The sequence below is a fragment of the Mycobacterium sp. PSTR-4-N genome, from assembly GCF_022348085.1.
Classification (GTDB): domain Bacteria; phylum Actinomycetota; class Actinomycetes; order Mycobacteriales; family Mycobacteriaceae; genus Mycobacterium.
On the sequence record NZ_JAKRFN010000001.1, the window covers coordinates 662,886 to 683,320 of the forward strand.

Annotated in this window: 22 protein-coding genes; 8 read left to right on the forward strand and 14 right to left on the reverse strand. The window is 67.5% G+C overall.

Going from position 1 to position 20,435, the window contains the following annotated elements:
- Positions 1-61 precede the first annotated feature (61 nt).
- The 6 genes from rpsD to MHN84_RS03185 form a co-directional block, all read right to left on the reverse strand.
- Complete coding sequence (rpsD, locus tag MHN84_RS03160) at positions 62-667, reverse strand: 30S ribosomal protein S4 (RefSeq protein ID WP_241203159.1); 606 nt, start codon at positions 665-667, stop codon at positions 62-64.
- A 22-nt stretch (positions 668-689) separates the two neighbouring features.
- The gene (gene rpsK / locus MHN84_RS03165) at positions 690-1,103 is read right to left on the reverse strand and encodes a 30S ribosomal protein S11 (RefSeq protein ID WP_043405918.1); all 414 of its coding nucleotides are present in this window, start codon (positions 1,101-1,103) and stop codon (positions 690-692) included.
- Positions 1,104-1,109: 6 nt separating this feature from the next.
- Positions 1,110-1,484 carry a 30S ribosomal protein S13 gene (gene rpsM / locus MHN84_RS03170; protein WP_046362731.1) on the reverse strand — a complete coding sequence of 125 codons (375 nt, stop codon included), beginning with the start codon at positions 1,482-1,484 and terminating at the stop codon, positions 1,110-1,112.
- 155 nt (positions 1,485-1,639) lie between these two features.
- The gene (gene rpmJ / locus MHN84_RS03175; RefSeq protein WP_003879483.1) at positions 1,640-1,753 is read right to left on the reverse strand and encodes a 50S ribosomal protein L36; all 114 of its coding nucleotides are present in this window, start codon (positions 1,751-1,753) and stop codon (positions 1,640-1,642) included.
- Between the two features lie 34 nt (positions 1,754-1,787).
- On the reverse strand, positions 1,788-2,009 hold the full coding sequence (gene infA / locus MHN84_RS03180) for a translation initiation factor IF-1 (RefSeq protein ID WP_003418601.1): 222 nt from the start codon (positions 2,007-2,009) through the stop codon (positions 1,788-1,790).
- Positions 2,010-2,219: 210 nt separating this feature from the next.
- Positions 2,220-2,870, reverse strand: a complete 651-nt coding sequence (locus MHN84_RS03185) for a response regulator transcription factor (protein WP_241203160.1) — start codon at positions 2,868-2,870, stop codon at positions 2,220-2,222.
- A 147-nt stretch (positions 2,871-3,017) separates the two neighbouring features.
- Here MHN84_RS03185 and MHN84_RS03190 point away from each other — a divergent pair, with 147 nt between their 5' ends.
- Together MHN84_RS03190 and MHN84_RS03195 are read left to right on the forward strand one after the other, a co-directional pair.
- Positions 3,018-3,890 (forward strand): universal stress protein, encoded by an 873-nt coding sequence (locus tag MHN84_RS03190; protein ID WP_241203161.1) that lies wholly within the window; start codon positions 3,018-3,020, stop codon positions 3,888-3,890.
- A 9-nt stretch (positions 3,891-3,899) separates the two neighbouring features.
- Positions 3,900-5,534, forward strand: coding sequence for a cation:proton antiporter (locus MHN84_RS03195; RefSeq protein WP_241203162.1), 1,635 nt, complete (start codon positions 3,900-3,902; stop codon positions 5,532-5,534).
- 6 nt (positions 5,535-5,540) lie between these two features.
- Here the strand turns inward: MHN84_RS03195 and MHN84_RS03200 are convergent, their stop codons facing one another.
- The 7 genes from MHN84_RS03200 to MHN84_RS03230 all read right to left on the reverse strand — a co-directional run bounded on the left by MHN84_RS03200 (position 5,541) and on the right by MHN84_RS03230 (position 12,207).
- Positions 5,541-6,956 (reverse strand): CHASE3 domain-containing protein, encoded by a 1,416-nt coding sequence (locus MHN84_RS03200; protein ID WP_241203163.1) that lies wholly within the window; start codon positions 6,954-6,956, stop codon positions 5,541-5,543.
- Between the two features lie 64 nt (positions 6,957-7,020).
- A complete protein-coding gene (locus MHN84_RS03205; protein WP_241203164.1) occupies positions 7,021-8,367 on the reverse strand; it encodes a rhodanese-like domain-containing protein in 1,347 nt (448 codons plus the stop codon).
- 34 nt (positions 8,368-8,401) lie between these two features.
- Positions 8,402-9,163 carry a sulfite exporter TauE/SafE family protein gene (locus MHN84_RS03210; RefSeq protein WP_255729892.1) on the reverse strand — a complete coding sequence of 254 codons (762 nt, stop codon included), beginning with the start codon at positions 9,161-9,163 and terminating at the stop codon, positions 8,402-8,404.
- Positions 9,164-9,255: 92 nt separating this feature from the next.
- Positions 9,256-10,266 carry a zinc-binding alcohol dehydrogenase family protein gene (locus MHN84_RS03215; RefSeq protein WP_241203166.1) on the reverse strand — a complete coding sequence of 337 codons (1,011 nt, stop codon included), beginning with the start codon at positions 10,264-10,266 and terminating at the stop codon, positions 9,256-9,258.
- Positions 10,267-10,345: 79 nt separating this feature from the next.
- A complete protein-coding gene (locus MHN84_RS03220; RefSeq protein ID WP_241203167.1) occupies positions 10,346-10,606 on the reverse strand; it encodes a hypothetical protein in 261 nt (86 codons plus the stop codon).
- Positions 10,607-10,643: 37 nt separating this feature from the next.
- Positions 10,644-11,486 carry a universal stress protein gene (locus MHN84_RS03225; RefSeq protein WP_241203168.1) on the reverse strand — a complete coding sequence of 281 codons (843 nt, stop codon included), beginning with the start codon at positions 11,484-11,486 and terminating at the stop codon, positions 10,644-10,646.
- Between the two features lie 43 nt (positions 11,487-11,529).
- Complete coding sequence (locus MHN84_RS03230; RefSeq protein ID WP_241203169.1) at positions 11,530-12,207, reverse strand: SRPBCC family protein; 678 nt, start codon at positions 12,205-12,207, stop codon at positions 11,530-11,532.
- A 208-nt stretch (positions 12,208-12,415) separates the two neighbouring features.
- Here MHN84_RS03230 and MHN84_RS03235 point away from each other — a divergent pair, with 208 nt between their 5' ends.
- From MHN84_RS03235 to MHN84_RS03260, 6 genes are all read left to right on the forward strand, one after another.
- Entirely contained in the window at positions 12,416-13,093 is a 678-nt protein-coding gene (locus MHN84_RS03235; protein WP_241203213.1) for a hypothetical protein, read from the forward strand.
- Positions 13,094-13,150: 57 nt separating this feature from the next.
- Positions 13,151-14,815: an FAD-dependent oxidoreductase gene (locus tag MHN84_RS03240; protein WP_241203170.1), complete on the forward strand. Its 1,665-nt coding sequence runs from the start codon at positions 13,151-13,153 to the stop codon at positions 14,813-14,815.
- 76 nt (positions 14,816-14,891) lie between these two features.
- A complete protein-coding gene (locus MHN84_RS03245; protein ID WP_241203171.1) occupies positions 14,892-16,379 on the forward strand; it encodes an ATP-binding protein in 1,488 nt (495 codons plus the stop codon).
- Positions 16,380-16,424: 45 nt separating this feature from the next.
- Entirely contained in the window at positions 16,425-17,285 is an 861-nt protein-coding gene (locus tag MHN84_RS03250) for an LLM class F420-dependent oxidoreductase (protein ID WP_241203172.1), read from the forward strand.
- 25 nt (positions 17,286-17,310) lie between these two features.
- Positions 17,311-18,306: a dTDP-glucose 4,6-dehydratase gene (gene rfbB / locus MHN84_RS03255; RefSeq protein ID WP_241203173.1), complete on the forward strand. Its 996-nt coding sequence runs from the start codon at positions 17,311-17,313 to the stop codon at positions 18,304-18,306.
- Complete coding sequence (locus tag MHN84_RS03260) at positions 18,303-18,911, forward strand: dTDP-4-dehydrorhamnose 3,5-epimerase family protein (protein ID WP_241203174.1); 609 nt, start codon at positions 18,303-18,305, stop codon at positions 18,909-18,911. Before rfbB ends, MHN84_RS03260 begins: the two co-directional genes overlap by 4 nt.
- Here the strand turns inward: MHN84_RS03260 and MHN84_RS03265 are convergent.
- The gene (locus MHN84_RS03265; RefSeq protein ID WP_241203175.1) at positions 18,908-20,266 is read right to left on the reverse strand and encodes an HNH endonuclease signature motif containing protein; all 1,359 of its coding nucleotides are present in this window, start codon (positions 20,264-20,266) and stop codon (positions 18,908-18,910) included. The genes MHN84_RS03260 and MHN84_RS03265 overlap by 4 nt on opposite strands.
- Between the last annotated feature and the right edge of the window lie 169 nt (positions 20,267-20,435).

Here is a 20,435-nt window from a genome sequence, read left to right on the forward strand (position 1 = left end):
TCGGCAACCGCTATTTGATGCCGTTAGGTGATCCGTGGGACCGGTTGGTCCCGCGGATGTCTTACTTCGAGTAGAGCTCGACGATCAGCTGCTCGGTGAGCGGCACGTCGATCTGCGCGCGCTCGGGCAACTGGTGCACGAGGATGCGCTGACGCTCGCCGACCACCTGCAGCCAGCCCGGGATCGGGCGCTCGCCGGCGGTCTGCCGGGCCACCTCGAAGGGCAGGGTGTTGATCGACTTGTCCTTGACGTCGATGATGTCGTACTGCGACACCCGGTAGCTGGGCACGTCGACCTTCACGCCGTTGACGGTGAAGTGGCCGTGGCTGACCAGCTGACGCGCCATGCGGCGGGTGCGGGCCAGGCCGGCCCGGTAGACGACGTTGTCCAGCCGGCTCTCGAGGATGCGCAGCAGGTTGTCACCGGTCTTGCCGGGCTGACGCACCGCTTCCTCGTAGTAGCGACGGAACTGCTTCTCCATGACGCCGTAGGTGAAGCGGGCCTTCTGCTTCTCCTGCAGCTGGGTGCGGTATTCGCTCTCCTTGATCCGCGCGCGGCCGTGCTGGCCGGGCGGGTAGGGGCGCTTCTCGAACGACTGATCTCCACCGACGAGGTCGACGCCGAGGCGGCGCGACTTGCGGGTGACGGGTCCGGTGTAACGAGCCATGAGTTCTAGTTCTCCCTATCCCTTAGACCCGGCGCCGCTTGGGCGGACGGCAACCGTTGTGCGGCTGAGGGGTGACGTCGGAAATCGCGCCCACCTCGAGGCCGGCAGCCTGCAGCGAGCGGATGGCGGTCTCGCGGCCCGAACCCGGGCCCTTGACGAACACGTCGACCTTCTTGACACCGTGCTCCTGCGCCTTGCGGGCAGCGTTCTCGGCGGCGAGCTGGGCGGCGAACGGCGTCGACTTGCGCGAGCCCTTGAAGCCCACGTGACCCGAGCTGGCCCACGCGATGACGTTGCCCTGCGGATCGGTGATCGACACGATCGTGTTGTTGAACGTGCTCTTGATGTGCGCGGCGCCGTGCGGGACGTTCTTCTTCTCCCGGCGGCGGGTCTTGGCGGCACCCTTCTTGGGCGCGCCCTTCTTGGCTTGTGCCATCTCGGGTTACCTGGCCTTCTTCTTGCCGGCGATGGTGCGCTTCGGGCCCTTACGGGTGCGCGCGTTGGTTTTGGTCCGCTGGCCGCGCACCGGCAGGCCGCGACGGTGCCGCAGGCCCTGGTAGCAGCCGATCTCGATCTTGCGGCGGATGTCGGCCTGCACCTCACGGCGCAGATCACCCTCCACCTTGAGGTTGCCCTCGATGTAGTCGCGCAGCTGGCTCACCTGATCGTCGGTGAGGTCCTTGGTGCGCTGGTCCCGGCTGATACCGGTCGCCTCCAGGATCTCCTGGCTGCGGGTACGGCCGATGCCGTAGATGTAGGTCAGCGCGATCTCCATGCGCTTGTCGCGCGGCAGATCGACGCCCATGAGACGTGCCACAGGGGTGTTTCCTTCTCTATGCGGAGGTCTGGTCCCAGCCCGTTCCCGCGCTCTTGGCGGGGTCCGGCCTCCGTGCCGGACGCGATCGAAGGCCGTATGCCTTCAGTGGTGCTGGGAGTTCGTCATTCAGTTGTGGTGCGGGCTGTTACTGCGAACTAGCCCTGCCGCTGCTTGTGGCGGGGATCGGAGCAGATCACCATGACTCGCCCATGCCGGCGGATCACCCTGCACTTGTCGCAGATCGGCTTGACGCTCGGGTTCACCTTCACGGCTGTCGTCGATCCTTCTTCTCGTCGGTTGCGTTTACTTGTAGCGGTACACGATGCGGCCACGGGACAGGTCGTAGGGAGAGAGCTCCACCACGACGCGGTCCTCGGGGAGGATGCGGATGTAGTGCTGCCGCATCTTGCCGCTGATGTGGGCGAGGACCTTGTGTCCGTTCTCCAACTCAATGCGGAACATCGCATTGGGCAGAGGTTCGACAACGCGGCCTTCGACCTCGATGGCACCGTCTTTCTTGGCCATACTGGTTAGCGATCCTTGCTTTTCGTTTCGTATGGGAGTGCTGGCCTGGTTTGGTACAGCTCAGGTCCGACTAGCAACGTGGGCCGGAGCTCGGGAATTCCCGACAGGACACGCAAGAAGTCGGCGCGCAAACCGCACCGCCGATCCATACTACTCGCTCGGCGAGCAGCCCCAAAATCGCCGAATCGCCCAGCGTGCTGACCCTACCGGTCAATCGGATTCCGGCCGGTGAGGGCGGTCGAGCCGGGACACGAACGCCGCGGCCTGACTGCGCCGCTCCATACCCAGTTTCGCCAGCAGCCGCGACACGTAATTCTTCACCGTCTTCTCGGCGAGGAACATCCGCGCCGCGATCTGCTTGTTCGTCAGTCCCTCTCCCAAGAGGTCCAACAGCACCTTCTCCTGGTCGCTGAGCCCGGAGAGCGGATCGGAGCGGTCAGCGGCGCTGCGCAGCTTGGCCATCAACGCCGCAGCCGCCCGGTTGTCCAGTAGCGAACGCCCCGCCCCCACCTCCTTGACGGCCTTCGCCAGCTCCATGCCTTTGATGTCCTTGATGACGTAGCCGCTGGCGCCGGCCAGGATCGCGTCGAGCATGGCCTCGTCGGAGGTGAACGACGTCAGCATCAGGCAGCGCAGTTCAGGCAGCCGGGACAGCAGTTCGCGGCACAATTCGATGCCGTTGCCGTCGGGTAGCCGCACGTCGAGCACGGCCACGTCGGGCTGCAGGGCGGGGACGCGGGCGAGCGCCTCGGCCACCGTACCGGCCTCACCGATGACCTCGAGCTCCTCGTCGGCGCTGAGCAGGTCGATCAACCCGCGTCGCACCACCTCGTGATCGTCGACCAGGAAGACACGGACCATCTCATCAGTATGGCGACTTCGCGGCCGCGGACAGACAGGATTGCGGCGCATCGCTGCGAGGTCGGCGGAAAGAGTCGAAGGCCTCTTGGCCCGCCCAGCCGCCGGCCGTAAGGTTCCGTCTTGTCCACACGACGGGGAGGAACCGCGATGAGCCATCCTGCGCGAGGATCTGAAATCGTTGTCGGAGTTGATGATTCACCGTCCTCGCAGGCCGCATTGGAATGGGCTGCCGAGGAGGCGAGGCTGCACGGCGCACCTCTGACCCTGCTCTACGCCGCGCCGCCACCGGTGTCTGTTTGGCCGGCGGCCTCCGTACCCGCGGGGTTGCTGGAGTGGCAGCTGCAGGTCGGGAAGGACATCCTCGCCGACGCGGAGCAGATCGCGAAGGACATCACCGGAGGGTCGGTGCCGGTGAAGTCGGAGTTCACCGCGGCTACCCCGACGGCGGGACTGGTCGAGGCGTCCCGGACGGCGAAGCTCGTCGTGGTGGGGTCGCGGGGACGCGGAGCGCTGGCCCGCACCATGCTCGGCAGCGTCAGCACCGGACTGGTGCACCGCGCGCACGGGCCGGTCGCGGTGGTCCACGACGGTGCGAAACCCGCGGCCGATGCGCCTGTCGTCGTAGGATTCGACGGCTCGGCCGACTCGCGAGCGGCCGTGGAGATCGCGTTCGCCGAAGCCGCCCGACGGGGCGTCACGCTCACGGTGATGTATGCCTGGTGGTCGCCCGGAGCATTCGAATTCCCCGGCTTCGACTGGGAGGAGATGCGTCCGGGGGTGGAACGCCAACTCGGCGAGCACCTCACCACCTGGCAGCAGAGCTATCCCGAGGTGCAAGTCGAGCCGGTGGCGGTCCCTGACCAGCCGGCGCGCCGGCTCGCCGAACGTGGGGACACAGCACAGCTCATCGTGGTCGGCAGCCGCGGGGAGGGAGCCATCGCCAGCACCCTGCTCGGTTCGGTCAGCAGCGCGGTCGTGCAGGCAGCTCGCGTCCCGGTGATCGTCGCCCGCCCGGACTGACGGCGCGACGTGGATCTGCCCCAGTTCCCGACCCTGGCGCTCATCCTGCTGATCGCGACGGTCGCCGGCCTCGTCGCGACGCGATTGCGCCAACCGCTGATCGTCGCCTTCATCCTGGTCGGAGTCGCGGTCGGCCCGGTCGGCTTGGGGTGGGTGTCCACCGCCGACACGCTGGAATTGCTGGCCGAAGTCGGCCTGGCGGTCCTGCTGTTCCTCGTCGGCCTCCGCTTGGACCTGCACATGATACGCAGCACAGGTTCGGTGGCGGTGGCGATCGGGCTCGGACAGGTCGCGATCACGACCGTCCTGGGCTTCCTGACTGCGCTCGCCCTCCGCATCGACCCGGTGTCAGCTCTGTATGTTGCTGTAGCGCTGTCGTTTTCGTCGACGATCATCATCGTCAAGCTGCTGTCGGACAAGCATGAACTCGACCAGTTGCAAGGGCGGATCGTGGTGGGCCTGCTGATCGTGCAGGACATGGTCGTGGTGCTGGTGATGATCGGGCTGACCGCGTTCGGACAAGGGCAGCCGGCGGGCGTCGGCGCGGGCATCGCTGCGGTCATCGGCAAAGGCGCTGCGCTGCTGCTCATGTTGTGGCTCCTCACACGTCTGCTCCTGCCACGGTTGATGCCTCACATCGCGCGCTCCCAGGAGCTGTTGGTGCTCTTCGGGGTCTCGTATGCGGTGTCGGTCGCCGCGGGCAGCGAGTGGCTGGGGTTCAGCGCCGAGGTCGGAGCGTTTCTGGCGGGAGTGTCCCTGGCCGGCACCCCGTTTCGGGACGCTCTGGGTGCCCGGCTGGTGAGCCTGCGGGACTTCCTGTTGCTGTTCTTCTTCATCACGCTGGGATCGGGCCTGCAATTCACCGACGTGGCAGCGCAACTGACCTCAGCACTCGTGCTGTCGGCGTTCGTGTTGCTGATCAAGCCCCTGATCATCATCGCGATCATGGCGGTGATGCGCTATCCGGTGAAGGTCGGCTTCCAGGTGGGTGTGCCGGCGGCACAGATCTCTGAGTTCTCGCTGATTCTGGCAGCGCTGGGATCGGCGCTGGGGCACATCAGCGATGCCACCGTCAGCCTGATCACCGTCGTCGGTCTGATCACGATCGCAGCGTCGACCTACCTGACGACCTATGACCAGCAGCTCTACGCCCGGCTGCAGCGGTGGCTGTCGAAGCTGGAGCGTCGGCACGGCATCCGCGTGCAGGACAACGCGTCCGGCGATGCCATCGACGTCGTCGTGTTCGGTTTGGGCCGGTTCGGGTCTCATCTCGCCGAGCGGTTGATCGGTGCCGGACACCGTGTCCTCGGTGTCGATTTCGATCCCCATGAGGTGGCGAGGCATCGGGAGCGGGGCGTCGTCGCGACATTCGGCAGCGCCGAGGACGCAGCGTTACTCGACGCACTGCCGCTGGCGCAGGCGAAGTACGTCATCAGCGCCATTCCGGTGCTGAGGACCAACCTCGCGTTGCTGCACGGTCTGCGCCATCACGGCTATTCCGGCACTGTCGCGCTCACCGCGCACACCGGCCACGACGCCCAGCAGTTGCGCGCCGCCGGCGTCGAGGTCGTACTCGAGCCGTTCGCCTCCGCGGCCGACACCACCTCCGATGCTCTGCACCGCATACTGACCGCCGGGGATTGACGGTACTCACGGGAGATCGAGCGGCACCGCCCATTCGACGACGGCCCCAGGGCCAGGACTGGCGTTGTAGATCTTGGCGCTACCGCCCAGAGTGACAGCCCGGCTTGTGATGTTCGCTCTGCCGTGGCCCATCGTGTTGTTGTCGGAGATACCGATGCCGTTGTCCCGCACGATGATCCGTAGATCCAGACCTGTCACCGCGACGGTGACCGACGCGGTGCTGGCTCGGGCGTGGCGCGCCACGTTGCTCAGCGCCTCGCGCACCACGGCCAACGCAGCCGCGTGCGCCGGGGGACGGACGTGCGCGTCGTCGACCGGCCCCTCGAACTGCAATGCTGGGGTGAAACCCAGTGCCCCCACACTGCCCTCGACGACGTCGATGATCGCCGACCGCAGGCGGCTGGACCGCACCGGCGCGGAGATGGATTGATGCAGATTGAACACGACCTCTCGCAGGTCGCGGATGATCGCATCGGTCTCGTCGATGAAGCCCTCGAGGTCCGGGTTGCGCCGGGCCGCAGCCGAGGTCAGACCCAGCCCCAGACCGAACACCCGCTGGATCACCCGGTCGTGCAGGTCGGCCGCGATGCGTGCCTGCTCGTCGCGCAGTTCGCCGTCGATGAGCACGTTGGTGCTGGCCCGCAGGCTCAGCCTCATCTGTTCGACGGCACGGGCGAGTTCGGCGGTCTCCCGGGGACCGGTGGGGTGGATCGGTTGGTCGTAGTCGCCGGCGGCGACGGTTGTGACCTCGACCAACAGGTCCTCTACCGGTCGGGTGAGGCGGCGATGCACGAGCGTCAGCCCACCGATGATGACGATGACCAGCACCACCACGCCGACGCCTTGGATCACATTGGCCACCCGCTGGGCGTCCTCGATCCTGCGCACTTGGGCCTGAGCCATCTCGCTGCTGTATCCGGCCAGATCCCGGAGCGGCGCGCGCAGGTCGTCGAACTGCTGCTTGCCCTCCAGCGTCATGGCGGTCTGCTGCTCGGGCGCGATCGGACCGGAACGGCGGGCAGCGATCTGCGGCTGCGCCACCTGCGTCCGCCAGTGCGCCGCCGCTGCCGTCACCTCGGCCAGGAGTTCGCGACCCCGCTCGTTGCCGGCGAGCCGCGCCGCCAGCGTCTCGGTCAGAGACGCAGCGGCCTCGGTGCCGGCGTCATACGGCTGCAGCGACACCGGATTGCCGGTCAGGAGGTATCCGCGCTGCCCCGTCTCCTGGTCGGTGTACGCGCGTCGCAGTGCCTCCACCTCGTCCTGCAGGGGCGCCACGCGGCCGACCAGCTCGTCGACCGCGCGGGTCACGGTGGCCCGGCCGAGGATAGAGGCCGCCGACACGGCGAGGAACACGACACTGACCACTGCCAGGCAGATCCAGATCAGCTGACGCAGCGAGAGCTGCCGGTTCCCCGTCCCCACAACTGGGGAGTTCCCGCAGGCGACGGCTTCAGTCCTCGCGGTCGCCGATTCCATGCTCGCGACGTCACGTCGTCAGTCCCAACGCATCGGCGCGATCGTAGCCGTCGTCGACGAGCGTGACCGCCCGGTCACCTCGCCGATCGAGGAGGGACGCGGCGATCGAGGCCCGATAGCCCGAACCGCAGTGCACCCACACCTCACCGGAAGGCACCTCGTCGAGACGCCCGGTCAGTTCGTGCAGCGGGATGTTGACCGCGCCGCGCACATGGCCCTCGCCGAACTCCGAGCGCTGCCGGACATCGAGCACCGCGATCCGATCGGTCGACATGATCGCCGCAAGATCCTCGAACGTGACGACGGGATAGGACCGCACCTCGCCTATGGCCCAGTTCTGCGGATCACCGACCGTCGCACCGGTGATCTCGTCGATGCCGATGCGAACCAACTCCCGCCGGGCCTCGGCGATCTGATCATGGCTCTCGCCGATCAACGTCAACGGAGCACCCCACCTGTGCAACCAACCCAGATATGTCACGAAGGAGTTCGACAACTCGAAGCCGACAGTGCCACAGAGGTGTCCGGCGGCGAAGGCGCGACGGTTCCGCAGATCGACGACCCACTCCCCCGCCCCGACGCGGCGCGCGACCTCGTCGGGATCGCACGGCTGCGGCATCGACAGATCCACCGGCGCGGGGCCCGCAGCATTGATGACTCCCATGTGTGCGTAGTAGGCCGGATAATCCGACAGGCCCGCGAGCAGTTCCTCGACATAGGTCCGCTCGTCGCGGGTCAACGCAGGATTGGTGCGCTGCTCGTCGCCGATCGTCGACGAGTCACCGCTGGCAGGCGTCGCTGAACAGAAGCTCCCGAAGCCGTGGGTGGGATAGACCTCTGCGTCGGCGGGCAATTCGGCGGCCAGCCGGCGGATCGAGTGGTACTGGGCCCGGGTCAGCTCATCGGTGTGGTCGGCACCGAGCAGGTCGGTCCGCCCGGTGGTGCCGTGCAACATCGAGCCGCCGGTGAAGACGGCGACCACCCTGTCGGCGGGATCGTGCAGGACGTAACTGATGTGGTGGTGGGTGTGGCCGGGAGTGTGCATCGCACCGAATCGGAATGCGCCGGTGTCTATCCGATCGCCGTCGGACACTGCCCGATGCTCGTAGTCCACCCGGTCGCCTGCCGGCAGCAGGTACTCCGCTCCGACCACACGGGCGAGCTCGAACCCACCCGAGACGTAGTCGTTGTGCAGATGCGTCTCGAGGACATGGGTGATGCGGACGCCGAGATCATCTGCGAGACGCAGGATTCTGTCGATATCGCGCTGCGGGTCGATGACCACGGCGGTGCCTGTGTGGCTCACCAGATAACTCCGGTCGCCCAATGACGACGTCTCGATGATCGAGATGTCCATGTTCCGAGCTCTCCTTCTCGATGTAGGTATCGACTCAACTGACGACGAGCGTGTCGACGAGGACGTATCCGGCGACCGCGAAGACCAGGACGGCAAACCAGCGCTGCAGCCGACTCGTGTCCGCACGCGCCCCGAGATGACCTGCAGCCAGGGAACTCACCGTCGCGGCGCCGACGAACGCCGCCGTGACGCGCCAGTCGATCGCCACGCTGTTCACATGGGACGCGATCCCCGCCGCCGAGTTCGAGACGATGATCAGCAACGACGTGCCGATCGCCGTGGACATCTCGACGCCGAGCAGTACGACGAGCGCCGGGATGATCAGGAAGCCACCGCCGACGCCGAACAGACCCGTCAGCAGTCCGACGAGGAACCCGGTCGGGATGGACCGCGGGGCGCACCGGCGCCAGTTGATCCCGTCGTCGCCGACCTCGCAGGCCGTCCCCGTCGACGACGCGTCCCGCAACATCCTCGCCCCGGCCACGATCATCACCACCGCGAAACCGACCATCAGGGCCGCCTGCGGCAGGTGCCGCCCGATCACCGTGCCGAGCAGGGCGCCCGGTACGCCGGCCACCGCGAAGATCGCGGCCAGTCGCCACTGAACCTGGCGGGCTCGGATCCTGGGGAGCGCACCGACCGCCGAGGCCACCCCGATGACGATGAGCGACACCGGAATGGCCTGGTCGATGGTCAAACCGAGGCCGTAGACCAGCGCGGGAACGGCGAGAATGGAGCCGCCACCACCGAGGACGCCCAGCAGGACACCGATGACGGCACCCATGCCCAGTGTCATCACGACGGTCACGACAATTTCCTCTCCCAATACCCCCGTGGGTATATCTGACAGGATCGACCGTACACGTGTCGGTCTCGAGATACGACCCGCTAGACGATCAGCACGGCCGCACCGGCGACACGTCCGGCGCTCAGGTCGGCCAGCGCGGTGGCGGCCTGATCGAGCCCGTACTCGGGAGTCGTCACCTCGATGCGGTGGCGTCCGGCGAACTCGAGGAACTCGCGCGCGTCGGCCCGGGTGTTGGAGGTGACCGAGCGCACCTGTCGCTCCTGGAACAGGTGAGACTGGTAGTCGAGCGACGGGATGTCGCTGAGGTGGATCCCGGCGATCGCCAGCGTGCCGCCCCGATCGAGAGCCTCCAGCGCCGGCAGGACGAGGTCACCGACAGGAGCGAAAAGTATTGCGGCATCGAGCTTCACGGGTGGCGGATCGGCCGCACCCTGCGCCGACGCCGCCCCGAGCGCCAGCGCGAGCTCCCGCGCGTCGGCGCCGCGCGTCATCACGTGCACCTCCGCCCCCTGCGCCAGGGCCACCTGTGCGGTGATGTGGGCGCTGCCGCCGAAACCGTAGATCCCCAGCCGGCCGCCGGCCGGGAGCTCAGCGCGCAGGAGCGAGCGGTACCCGATGATGCCGGCACACAGCAGCGGGGCGAGTTCGCTGTTCGAGTACCCGCCCGGTAGGCGATGCACGAATGCCTCGGGCGCGGTGACGAATTCGGCGTAGCCGCCATCGGCATCCCAGCCCGTGTACCGAGACTCCGGACAGAGGTTCTCCCGGCCCCGCAGACAGAACCGGCAGTGACCACACGTGTGCCGCAGCCACGCCACCCCCACTCGATCGCCCGTGGCGAAGACCCCACCGGCACCGGGACCCAGGGCCACCACCTCGCCCACCACCTCGTGCCCCGGCGTGACGTGCGCTCGGTGCACCGGTAGGTCACCCTCCGCGACGTGCAGGTCGGTCCGGCACACGCCGCAGGAATGGACGGCAATCAGCAGCTCTCCGGCACCCGGCTCGGGCACCTCGGCGGTCACGAATTCGAGCGGCCGGGTCTGCACCGGACCGGGCGTCCCGACCCGCCACGCGCGCATGGTCGTCATCGCCGACAAGTTGAACGACCAGCGCGCGCCGTGACGAAGGAGATCACGTCGTCCAGTGTCCCGAGCGAGATGGCGGACCTCATGACCGGCCTTCCCTCAGCGGAAGTGCGCCGTTGCGCACGGCGACCGAGATGTTGTCCATGACGTGGTCGAGCAGATCCTGATAAGCCGTCCCGTTGTCGTGTAGAGCCCGGTATCCGTTGTGACGCAGGAAGATGTCGAGTCGTCGATCCAGCGACAGATCCGCGTAGGTAGAGCCCGCGAACTCGGACGACAGGAACTGCCACGCGATCTTGTCCATCGCAGCCGCAGACGTGTCGGCGCGTCGGGTCGGTGTCATGCGCGACTCCTCCTCGGGGGTATCGGGCCATCGTTTGTCACGTCGCGCGGTGCCCGCACCGCACCACGATCACCGGGTTGCGCATCTCACTGGCCACGGCGGTGCTGACCGAGCCCAACAGCAAGCCGGCCACCGCACCGCGGCCGTGGCTCCCCACGACGATCAGCTGCGCCCTCTCGCCCTGGGTCAACAGTTGACGGGCCGGGTCCTCGAACCGGATCAGCGTGTGCACCGGCACCGTGGGATGCCTTTGCCGTAGTGGCGCCAACGCCTGCGCGAGGATCTCCTGACCCTCTTCGATCCAGAACGACGATCGGCGCCTCGCCTCCGGCGTCTGCTCCGCCTCGTCGCACACATAGAGCGCCAGAACGCCCACGCCCCGCGCGGACGCCTCGGCGAACGCGACCTCCACGGCAGCAGCCGACCACCGCGAACCGTCGACACCGACCAGCACCGGTTGACGGTTCGTGTGGATCGAAGCACCCGTTGGGGTCGGGTCGGCGTGCACCACCGCCACCGGACAGTGCGCGTGATGCAGCACTCCGGTGGTGACCGAACCGAGCAGGCGGTGAAGCCGCGTCGCGTCCCCGTGCCGGCCCACCACCACCATTTCCGCATCCTGCGACTGCCGAGCGAGCACCCCCGCCGGTGACCCGGCCAGCCGGACGCCGGTGACGTGCGGTGCCTCGTCGACGGTGTCAGTCGTCGCGATCGCCACTGCCTCGTCGAGGACGTCGTCGGTGTCCGCTGCGACATGGACGACGCACAGAGTGGTTGCGCGCACACGTGCTTCGGCGACAGCCCAGCGCAGCGCCGCGGTGGCCGACGCCGAACCGTCGACACCCACGAGCACACCACGCGAAGAGGGGCGTGCGGACATCGTCGTCTCCTGGGGGTCTGCTGCGATGGCTACGTCGGCCTGATCAGCCGGTGTGGTGCAGGCTCGCGCTGGCCGCCGCAGCGGCCGCCTCGGCTTGACGCTGACATTCGACCCGCCTCTTGATCCCCACGAGCATGCCGCGCGTCAGCACCGCGCGCGCCGGTCCCATCAGCTCCGCAACCGCCACCTCGCCCGGATGTCGCAGGGCGAGCCGCGATCTCAACAGCAGACGGCACTGGTCGTCGCCGCGCGGCACGAGGTGGAACGACCACACCACATCCCAGACGCTGCGTAGCGCATCGATGCGCAGCACGATGGCGCGGCCGTCGATGACGGTGACGACGCGAGCGGTGACACCGTCGGGCAGGTTCATCCACCGCTTCGGCGCCAGTCGGATCTCGTCGTCGGCGGCGATGTGCTGCCATTCCGGATGGATTCGATCGGCGTTGCGGTACCGCAGCCCGAGGACTTTCTCGATCGCTTCGAAACCGTACAAGCCGCCACGGTCCTGGCCCATCTGCACGAGCCACGGCCACACCTGCTCGGCGGGGGCGTCGATCGAGACCGCCTCGGTGGTCCGCAGCATCGGCGGCCGCACCCGTTCGTCACCGGGCAGGACGTCCTGGGACTCGGCCTTGGTCGTGCCCCAATCACGGAAATAGCGGCGGGCCGCGTACAGCACTCCCACCGCGCCGAGCATCGGCACCAGTCTGTGCGTCATGGCTTCAGCGTGCTTCGCCGTCAGGCAATCCACTAGGGCCGGTGGTCCTTTCGCGCGACTCCCGCGCCCGACCGATCGGCACATCGACCACCGTGTCCGGGGACTTCGGACCCTGGTGCGTGGTTGCTGCTCGGTGATCCGCTGGAGTCACGCAGGACATCCACGTTCGGAAGGGGGCGCCATGACTGCACAACCGAGGACACCGACGATGGGCAAACAACGGCCTCTTCTCACCGACGCGATGGCCGCGATCGGCGTCGCCGCCCTCTATCGCCACCACGTGGCCCCCTGGATACACACCTGGGGCGCGCGCCGGGAGGAGATGACGGCGGTGCTACCCGGTGACGAGCTGGTCGACCCCGATGCGCTGCGGACGACGCGAGCAGTGACGATCGACGCCCGGCCGGCCGATGTGTGGGCGTGGCTGGTTCAACTCGGCGAGAACCGCGGCGGGTTCTACAGCTACTCACTGCTCGAGCGCGCGGTCGGTGCCGACATCCACAACGCTGACACGATCCATCCGGAGTGGCAGCGGCTCGATGTCGGTGACACCGTCTGGCTGGCGCGGCGCTACGGGCGCCGGGCATCCATGATCGTCGCGGCGGTCGAACCGCAATCATATTTGGTGCTGGTTTCCCCTGCCGACAACCAACGGCTCGAGCGCGGCGAGAAAGCTTTGGGCAGTTGGTCTTTCGTACTGCGGCCCGAGCAGACCTGGACGCGACTCCTGGTGCGCGGCAGCGGCGAGGCGGTCGGCCACTTCTGGTTCGACATCCCCCACTTCGTGATGGAGCAGAAGATGATGCGCGGTATCGCCGCACGCGCCGAGCGCACTCGCCGCGCACAGATCGTCGAGGGGATACGCACCGCGCATCCCGTGCCCTAGGTGGACGCATCGGACTGAGCGCATATCGGCTGGACAGCCCGCGCATAATTGGAGGCGATGACAGGCCCGGCCACTGCGCCCCGTAAACCCGTGATTCTGACAGTCGACGACGACCCCGCGGTCTCCCGCGCGGTCGCGCGCGACCTGCGCCGCCACTACGGCGAGAAGTTCCGCATCGTGCGAGCCGAATCAGGCCCCGACGCCCTGGAGACCCTCAACGAACTGAAGCTGCGCGGCGAGACCGTCGCAGTGTTCGTCGCCGACTACCGGATGCCGCAGATGAGCGGCATCGAATTCCTCGAAGCGGCGATGGACATCTTCCCGATGGCGCGACGCGTGCTGCTCACCGCGTACGCCGACACGCACGCCGCGATCGACGCGATCAACGTCGTGGATCTGGACCACTACCTGCTCAAGCCCTGGGATCCGCCGGAGGAGAAGCTCTACCCGGTGATCGACGCGCTGATCGACGCGTGGCGTGCCACCGGCGAACGGGCCATCCCCCACACCAAGATCATCGGGCACCCGTGGAGCGCCCGGTCCTCCGAGGTGCGCGAATTCCTGGCCCGCAATCGGCTCTTCTACACCTGGTTCCGGTCCGACGAGCCCAAGGGTGCCGCGCTGCTCGACGCGGCCGGCCAGGACGGGTTGACGCTGCCGGTGGTGATCACCGAGCAGGGCGAGACGCTGGTCGACCCGACCGATGCCGAGCTGGCCGCGACGTTGGGGCTGACGACCACGCCGTCCGGCGACTTCTACGACCTGGTGGTGATCGGCGGCGGCCCGGCCGGGCTGGCGGCCGCGGTCTACGGCGCCTCCGAAGGACTCAAGACCGTGCTGATCGAACGCACCGCCACCGGAGGGCAGGCCGGGCAGAGCTCACGCATCGAGAACTATCTCGGATTCCCCGACGGTCTGTCCGGTGCCCAACTCGCCGAGCGTGCCCGCCGTCAGGCCGAGAAGTTCGACGCCGAGCTGATCACCGCCGCCGAGGTCGTCGCCCTCGAGGTGGACGGCAACGCCCGCACCGTGCACCTCTCCGACGGCCGGGCCATCGGCACCCGCGCGGTCATCCTCGCGATGGGGGTCGAGTACCGGCAGTTGCCTGCCGACGGGTGCGAGACGTTGACCGGGGCCGGTGTGTACTACGGCGCGACGACCTCGGTGGCCTCGGAGTGTGACGACGACGAGGTGTACGTCATCGGCGGTGCGAACTCGGCGGGTCAGGCGGCGATGTATCTGTCCCGGACCGCGAAGTCGGTGACGATCGTCAGCCGCCGCACCCTCGAGGATTCCATGTCGCACTACCTGATCCAGCAGATCAGGGCACAGGACAACATCAAGGAGATGCCGAACACCGTCGTCCACGCGGTCAAGGGCGACGGGCATCTGGAGGGCATCTGCCTCGAGCATCGCGAGACCGGCGAACGCGAGGAGTTCGCCTGCGGCCGCATGTTCATCTTCATCGGCGCCGAACCCCGCACCGACTGGCTCGACGGTGTCGTCGTGCGCGACGACCACGGCTTCATCGTGGCCGGCCCGGACCTGCGCGACATCAGCGGCTGGACGCTGGACCGCCCGCCGCATCACCTGGAAACCAGCGTGCCGGGGGTGTTCGTCGCGGGCGACGTGCGCTCCGAGTCGGCCAAACGGGTCGCCGCGGCGGTCGGGGAAGGGTCGATGGCGGTCATGCTGGTGCACCGGTATCTGGCCGAAACATAGGCGTTCGTGGAATCAACTCCGGGCAGCAGGCGTTTCATATGGTCACTGCCGATCGGGACACCAGGAGGAACCTGACATGGGCGAGAAGTGCCTTCCCGACGAGTTGCGCACGCTGTTCCTGTTCGAGCACCTGAACGACGAGCAGCTGTCGACGCTGTGCGCCAACGGCCACATCGCGACCTTCGAACCGGGCCCCATCCACACCGAAGGCGACCCCGCGACGTGCTTCTACGTCCTGATCGAGGGCGAACTGGTGATGTCGAAGCGCTCGGGTGGGGTCGACATCGAGACCAACCGCACGTCGCAGCGCGGCGTGTACTGCGGCGCGTGGTCGGCCTACATCCCCGGCGAGGAACACGTCTATCAGGCGTCGGTACGGGTGACCCGCCCGTCGAAGTTCTTCGTCCTCGACGCCAACGCGTTCGCGGAGTTCATGCAGAAAGAATTCCCGATGGCCGTGCATCTGCTGGAAGGGCACATGGTCGGTGGCCTACGGCAGCGCCAGATCCTGGGGCAGCGGGAGAAGCTGCTGGCGCTGGGTCAGTTGTCGGCGGGGTTGACCCATCAGCTCAACAATCCGGCGGGTGCCACCGCCCGCGCGGTCGCCGACCTGCGCGAAGGTGTCGGCAAGATGCGGCACAAGCTCGCGATGCTCGCCGACGGCAAGTTCACCCCGGCCGCACTCAAAGTGCTGATCAGCATCCAGGATGAGGTGGCCGAGCAGGTGGCCAAGTCGAAGTCCCAGGAGCTGACGGCGCTGGAGACCTCCGACCGCGAGGACCAGATCGGCGACTGGCTCGAGGAGCACGGCATCGGCAGCGCGTGGGATTACGCGCCGACGTTCGTGGAGGCCGGCCTGGACGTCGACTGGCTGGAGCGTGTCGAGGCCACCATCGACGACGTCGACTGCTCGGCGACGCTCCCGGGCGCGATCGGCTGGCTGAAGTACACGATCGACACCGAGCTGCTGATGAACCAGATCGCCGAGGCGAGCAAGCGCATCTCGGCGCTGCTGGCCGGCGCCAAGCAGTACTCGCAGATGGATCGCGCGGAATACCAGAGCGCGAACATCCACGAGCTCCTGTTCAGCACGGTCAAGACGATCTTCGGCGACAAGCTGGGCAAGGACAAGCCGGTCGAGCTGCACTGGGACAAGGACAAGACCCTGCCCGAGCTGCTCTGCTACCCGGGCGACCTGAACCAGGTGTGGACCAACATCATCGACAACGCGATCCAGGCGATGAACGGCCACGGCAACCTGACGATCCGGACGATGCGCGAGAACGAGTCGACGGTGCGCGTGGAGATCTGCGACGACGGGCCCGGCATCCCCGAGGACATCGTGGACCGCATCTTCACCCCGTTCTTCACCACCAAGCCGTTCGGTGAGGGCACCGGGCTCGGACTGGACCTGGCCTGGCGGATCGTCGTCGAGAAGCACCACGGCAATCTGTCGGTGCAGTCGCGGCCCGGCGACACCCGGTTCATCGTCTGCCTGCCGCTGGAGGCGCCGGCGCCTGCCGAAACGGCTGCCACCGGCATGACCGAGCCCGCGACCGGGTAGTGACCTGAGCGAGAACGTGCCACGACCGACTTGAAGGGGAACCGAGTGCCCGAATCCGAAGGCCCGTCACTGAAGCCCGCGCTGGGTCGATACGGGGTGTGGACCGGCCAGCCGGTCAGCCCGGAGCAGGCCGTCGACATCGAGAAACTCGGCTACGGCACCGTGTGGGTGGGGGCGTCGCCCGCCGCGGACCTCGAATTCGTCGAGCCGATCCTCGAGAAGACCGAGACGTTGCAGGTCGCCACCGGCATCGTGAACATCTGGACGGCCGACGCCAACGAGGTGGCCAAGTCCTACCACCGCATCGAGGAGGCGTTCCCCGGCCGGTTCCTGCTCGGCGTCGGCGTGGGCCATCCCGAGCATCAGCAGCAGTACACCAAGCCGTACCAGGCGCTCGTGGACTACCTCGACGTGCTCGACGCCGCGAAGGTGCCCACCAGCCGCCGCGTGCTCGCCGCGCTCGGCCCGAAGGTGCTGAAACTGTCCGCCCAGCGCAGCGCCGGCGCGCACCCGTACCTGACCACCCCGGTGCACACCGGTCAGTCCCGCGAGTTGCTCGGCCCGACGGTGCTCCTGGCGCCCGAGCACAAGGTCGTGCTCACCGATGACCCGGCCACCGCCCGGGAGGTCGGGCGCCAGACCGTGGACTTCTATCTCGGGTTGAGCAACTACGTCAACAACTGGAAGCGATTGGGCTTCACCGACGAGGACCTGGAGCGTCCGGGCAGCGACCGCTTCATCGACGCGGTGGTCGCCTACGGCTCCCCCGATGAGATCGCGGCGCGCCTCGACGAGCACCTGCAGGCCGGGGCGGACCACGTGGCGATCCAGGTGCTCGGCGGCGGCGACGAGTTGATGTCGACTCTCGAAGAGCTGGCCCGTCCCCTGGGTCTTCAGCAGGGCTGATCCCCGCCCGATAGAGTCGACGACCATGCGATTGCTGGTCACGGGGGGCGCCGGCTTCATCGGTGCAAATTTCGTCCAAGCCACGGTGCGTGAGCGCGACGACGTGCACGTCACTGTGCTCGACGCACTCACCTACGCCGGGAGCCGCGAGTCGCTCGCACCCGTGGCGGGCGACATCCGCCTGGTCGAGGGCGACATCACCGACGCGGACCTGGTCGGCCGCCTGGTGGCCGAGTCCGACGCGGTGGTGCACTTCGCCGCCGAGACGCACGTCGACAACGCGCTCGCCGATCCGGCGCCATTCGTGCACACCAATGTGTTGGGCACGTTCACGGTGCTCGAAGCGGTGCGCGCCAACAACGTTCGGCTGCACCACATCTCGACCGACGAGGTGTACGGCGACCTGCCGCTGGGCGATCCGATCAGGTTCACCGAGTCCACGCCGTACAACCCGTCGAGCCCGTACTCGTCGACCAAGGCATCGTCCGACATGCTGGTACGTGCGTGGGTGCGGTCGTACGACGTGGCCGCGACGCTGTCGAACTGCTCGAACAACTACGGGCCGTATCAGCACGTCGAGAAGTTCATTCCGCGGCAGATCACCAACATCCTGACCGGGCGGCGGCCACGGCTGTACGGCGCCGGAGCCAATGTCCGGGACTGGATTCACGTCGAGGACCACAACAGCGCGGTGTGGCGCATCCTCACCGACGGTGAGATCGGCCGCACCTATTTGATCGGCGCGAACGGTGAGCGCGACAACCTCACGGTGTTGCGCACGATCCTTCGGCTCATGGACCGGGCCGACGACGATTTCGACCATGTCACCGATCGGGCGGGCCACGACCTGCGGTACGCGATCGACCCCGGGCCGCTGCGTGACGAATTGGGTTGGGCGCCAAGGCACACGGATTTCGAGGCGGGGCTGCGCGAGACGATCGCGTGGTACCGCGACAACGAGTCGTGGTGGGCGCCGTTGAAAGATGCGGTCGAAGCGCGTTACCTGGTGCGCGAAGGATGAAGGTGCGCGAGCTCTCGGTTCCCGGCGCGTGGGAGCTGACGCCGACGGTGCACGGTGACTCCCGCGGCGCGTTCTTCGAATGGTTCACCGACACCTCGTTCACTGCGATGACGGGGCATTCGCTCAATCTAAGGCAGGCGAACTGCTCGGTGTCCTCGCCCGGGGTGTTGCGCGGCCTGCATTTCGCGCAACTGCCGCCGAGCCAGGCCAAGTACGTGACCTGCATGAGCGGCGCTGTCGTCGACGTCGTCGTGGACATCAGGGTCGGTTCGGCCAGCTTTGGGACGTGGGATGCGGTGACGCTGGACGACCAAACCCATCGCGCGGTGTACCTGTCCGAGGGTCTGGGCCACGCTTTCCTTGCGCTGCAAAACAATTCGATTGTCACCTATCTGTGCTCGGCCGGCTACGACCCTGCCCGCGAGCACACCGTCGATCCCCTGGATCCGGCGATCGGCATCACCTGGACCGATTGGTTTCCGGCGGAGAAGCTGATCCTGTCCGACCGCGATCGCGCGGCGCCGAGCCTGGCGGACGCGCAATCCAGCGGCGTCCTGCCGACATGGGACGAGTGCGTCGCATTCGCCGAATCCCTGCGCACCTAAGGCCCCTGGTCGTCTTCGGGCAGGAGGTGGCGTTCGGGGTGGTGGTAGCCGTTGGTTCGGCGCCCTCCGGTATCGAGGTCGGGTGGGGGGAGCCATTCGGTCTGGCCGCGGTGGTTGACCTTCGTGGTCCAGCCGGTCTGCTCGACCATCCGGTTATCCGGCCCACAGGCCAGTGTCAGGTTGGTGATGTCGGTGGCCCCGCCGTCTTTCCAGTCCCGGACGTGATGCACCTGCGCCCAGTACCCGGGCACCGAGCATCCGGGCCGGGTGCAGCCGCGCGCTGAGGAGTGCAGCACGATCCGTTGCGCCGGGGAGGCGAGCCGCTTGCTGCGGCCGAGGTAGAGCGGTTGGCTGGTGTGGGCGTCGAACACCGCCAAATAGGGGTGAGCGTGGGCGGCCATCCGGATCAGATCGGTCATCGGTAGCAGCGAGCCGCCACCGGTGACCGCCACCCCCGCGCCCTTCTCCAAGTCCTGCAGGGTCGTCGAGACGATCACCGTGACCGGTAACCCGTTGTGCTGCCCCAGCTCTCCCGACGTCAACGCCATCCGCCCGACGGCCAGCCACGCGTCGTGAGTGCGCTGCGCCGGGCTGCGGGTGTCGTCACGGCGCTGCTGCTCTGCGGGTTCCCCGTCGACGCAGGGTGTCTCGTCATCCGGGTTGCACATGCCCGGTGCGGCCAACTTCGCCTGAATGGCCTCGTAATGCGCGCGGAACTCCGGGGTGACCCAGCCCGTCAGCCGACTCATCCCATCAGCCTGCTGCTCACCCAGCCTGATGCCGCGCTTGCGGGCCCGGTCAGCGTCGGTGGGTTCGGGCCCGTCCTGGTCGATCATCGCCGCCAACCGATCCGCAGCCTCACGCAGATCCTCCGGCGTCAGCCCCGCCCCCAGCGAGGCGAGCTGCCGATCGGCGGCGGCGCGGGTATCGACATCGACCCACACCGGCAGCCCGTCATGGAACTTCGCGATCACCGCGACATGCTCGACATCCAACGATCCGGCCGCTTGCGCGGCCGCGGTCGCCTCCCACAGCGGGGCCAAGGGTTCCCCGGTCAAGGCTTGCCGCGGCCCCAACGAGGCGGCATCAGCCAGGCGCCGTTTCGCCTCACGCTCGGACACCCGCAGCGTCGTGGTGAGTACTTTCTTCCAGGACGCTTCCCCGAGGCGGCGCGGCTCCGTCTCGCTGGTCAGCCGGGCCAGGATCTGGTGCTCCAACGCCGGTACCGACCGCACCAGCGTCGTGACCTCCGCCATCAGGGCCACGAGCTCGCGGTGCGAGAGCCCGTCGCAGGCGTCGTGCAGGATCTGCAGTCGAGCCCGCATACCCTCCACCGCGTCCGCGACCACATCCATATATCGAACATTAGTGGCGCTCCTAGTGTTCTCATGGGCGCGTTCATGCTGGTCAGCAAGGTTTTGCGGTGCGATACAACGGGATCGGCGTTCCTTGGGTGAATTGAGGGACGCGCACGCGGTGTGCCTCTAGGTTTCGGGGTTACCACACCAACCGCAACCACAAGGA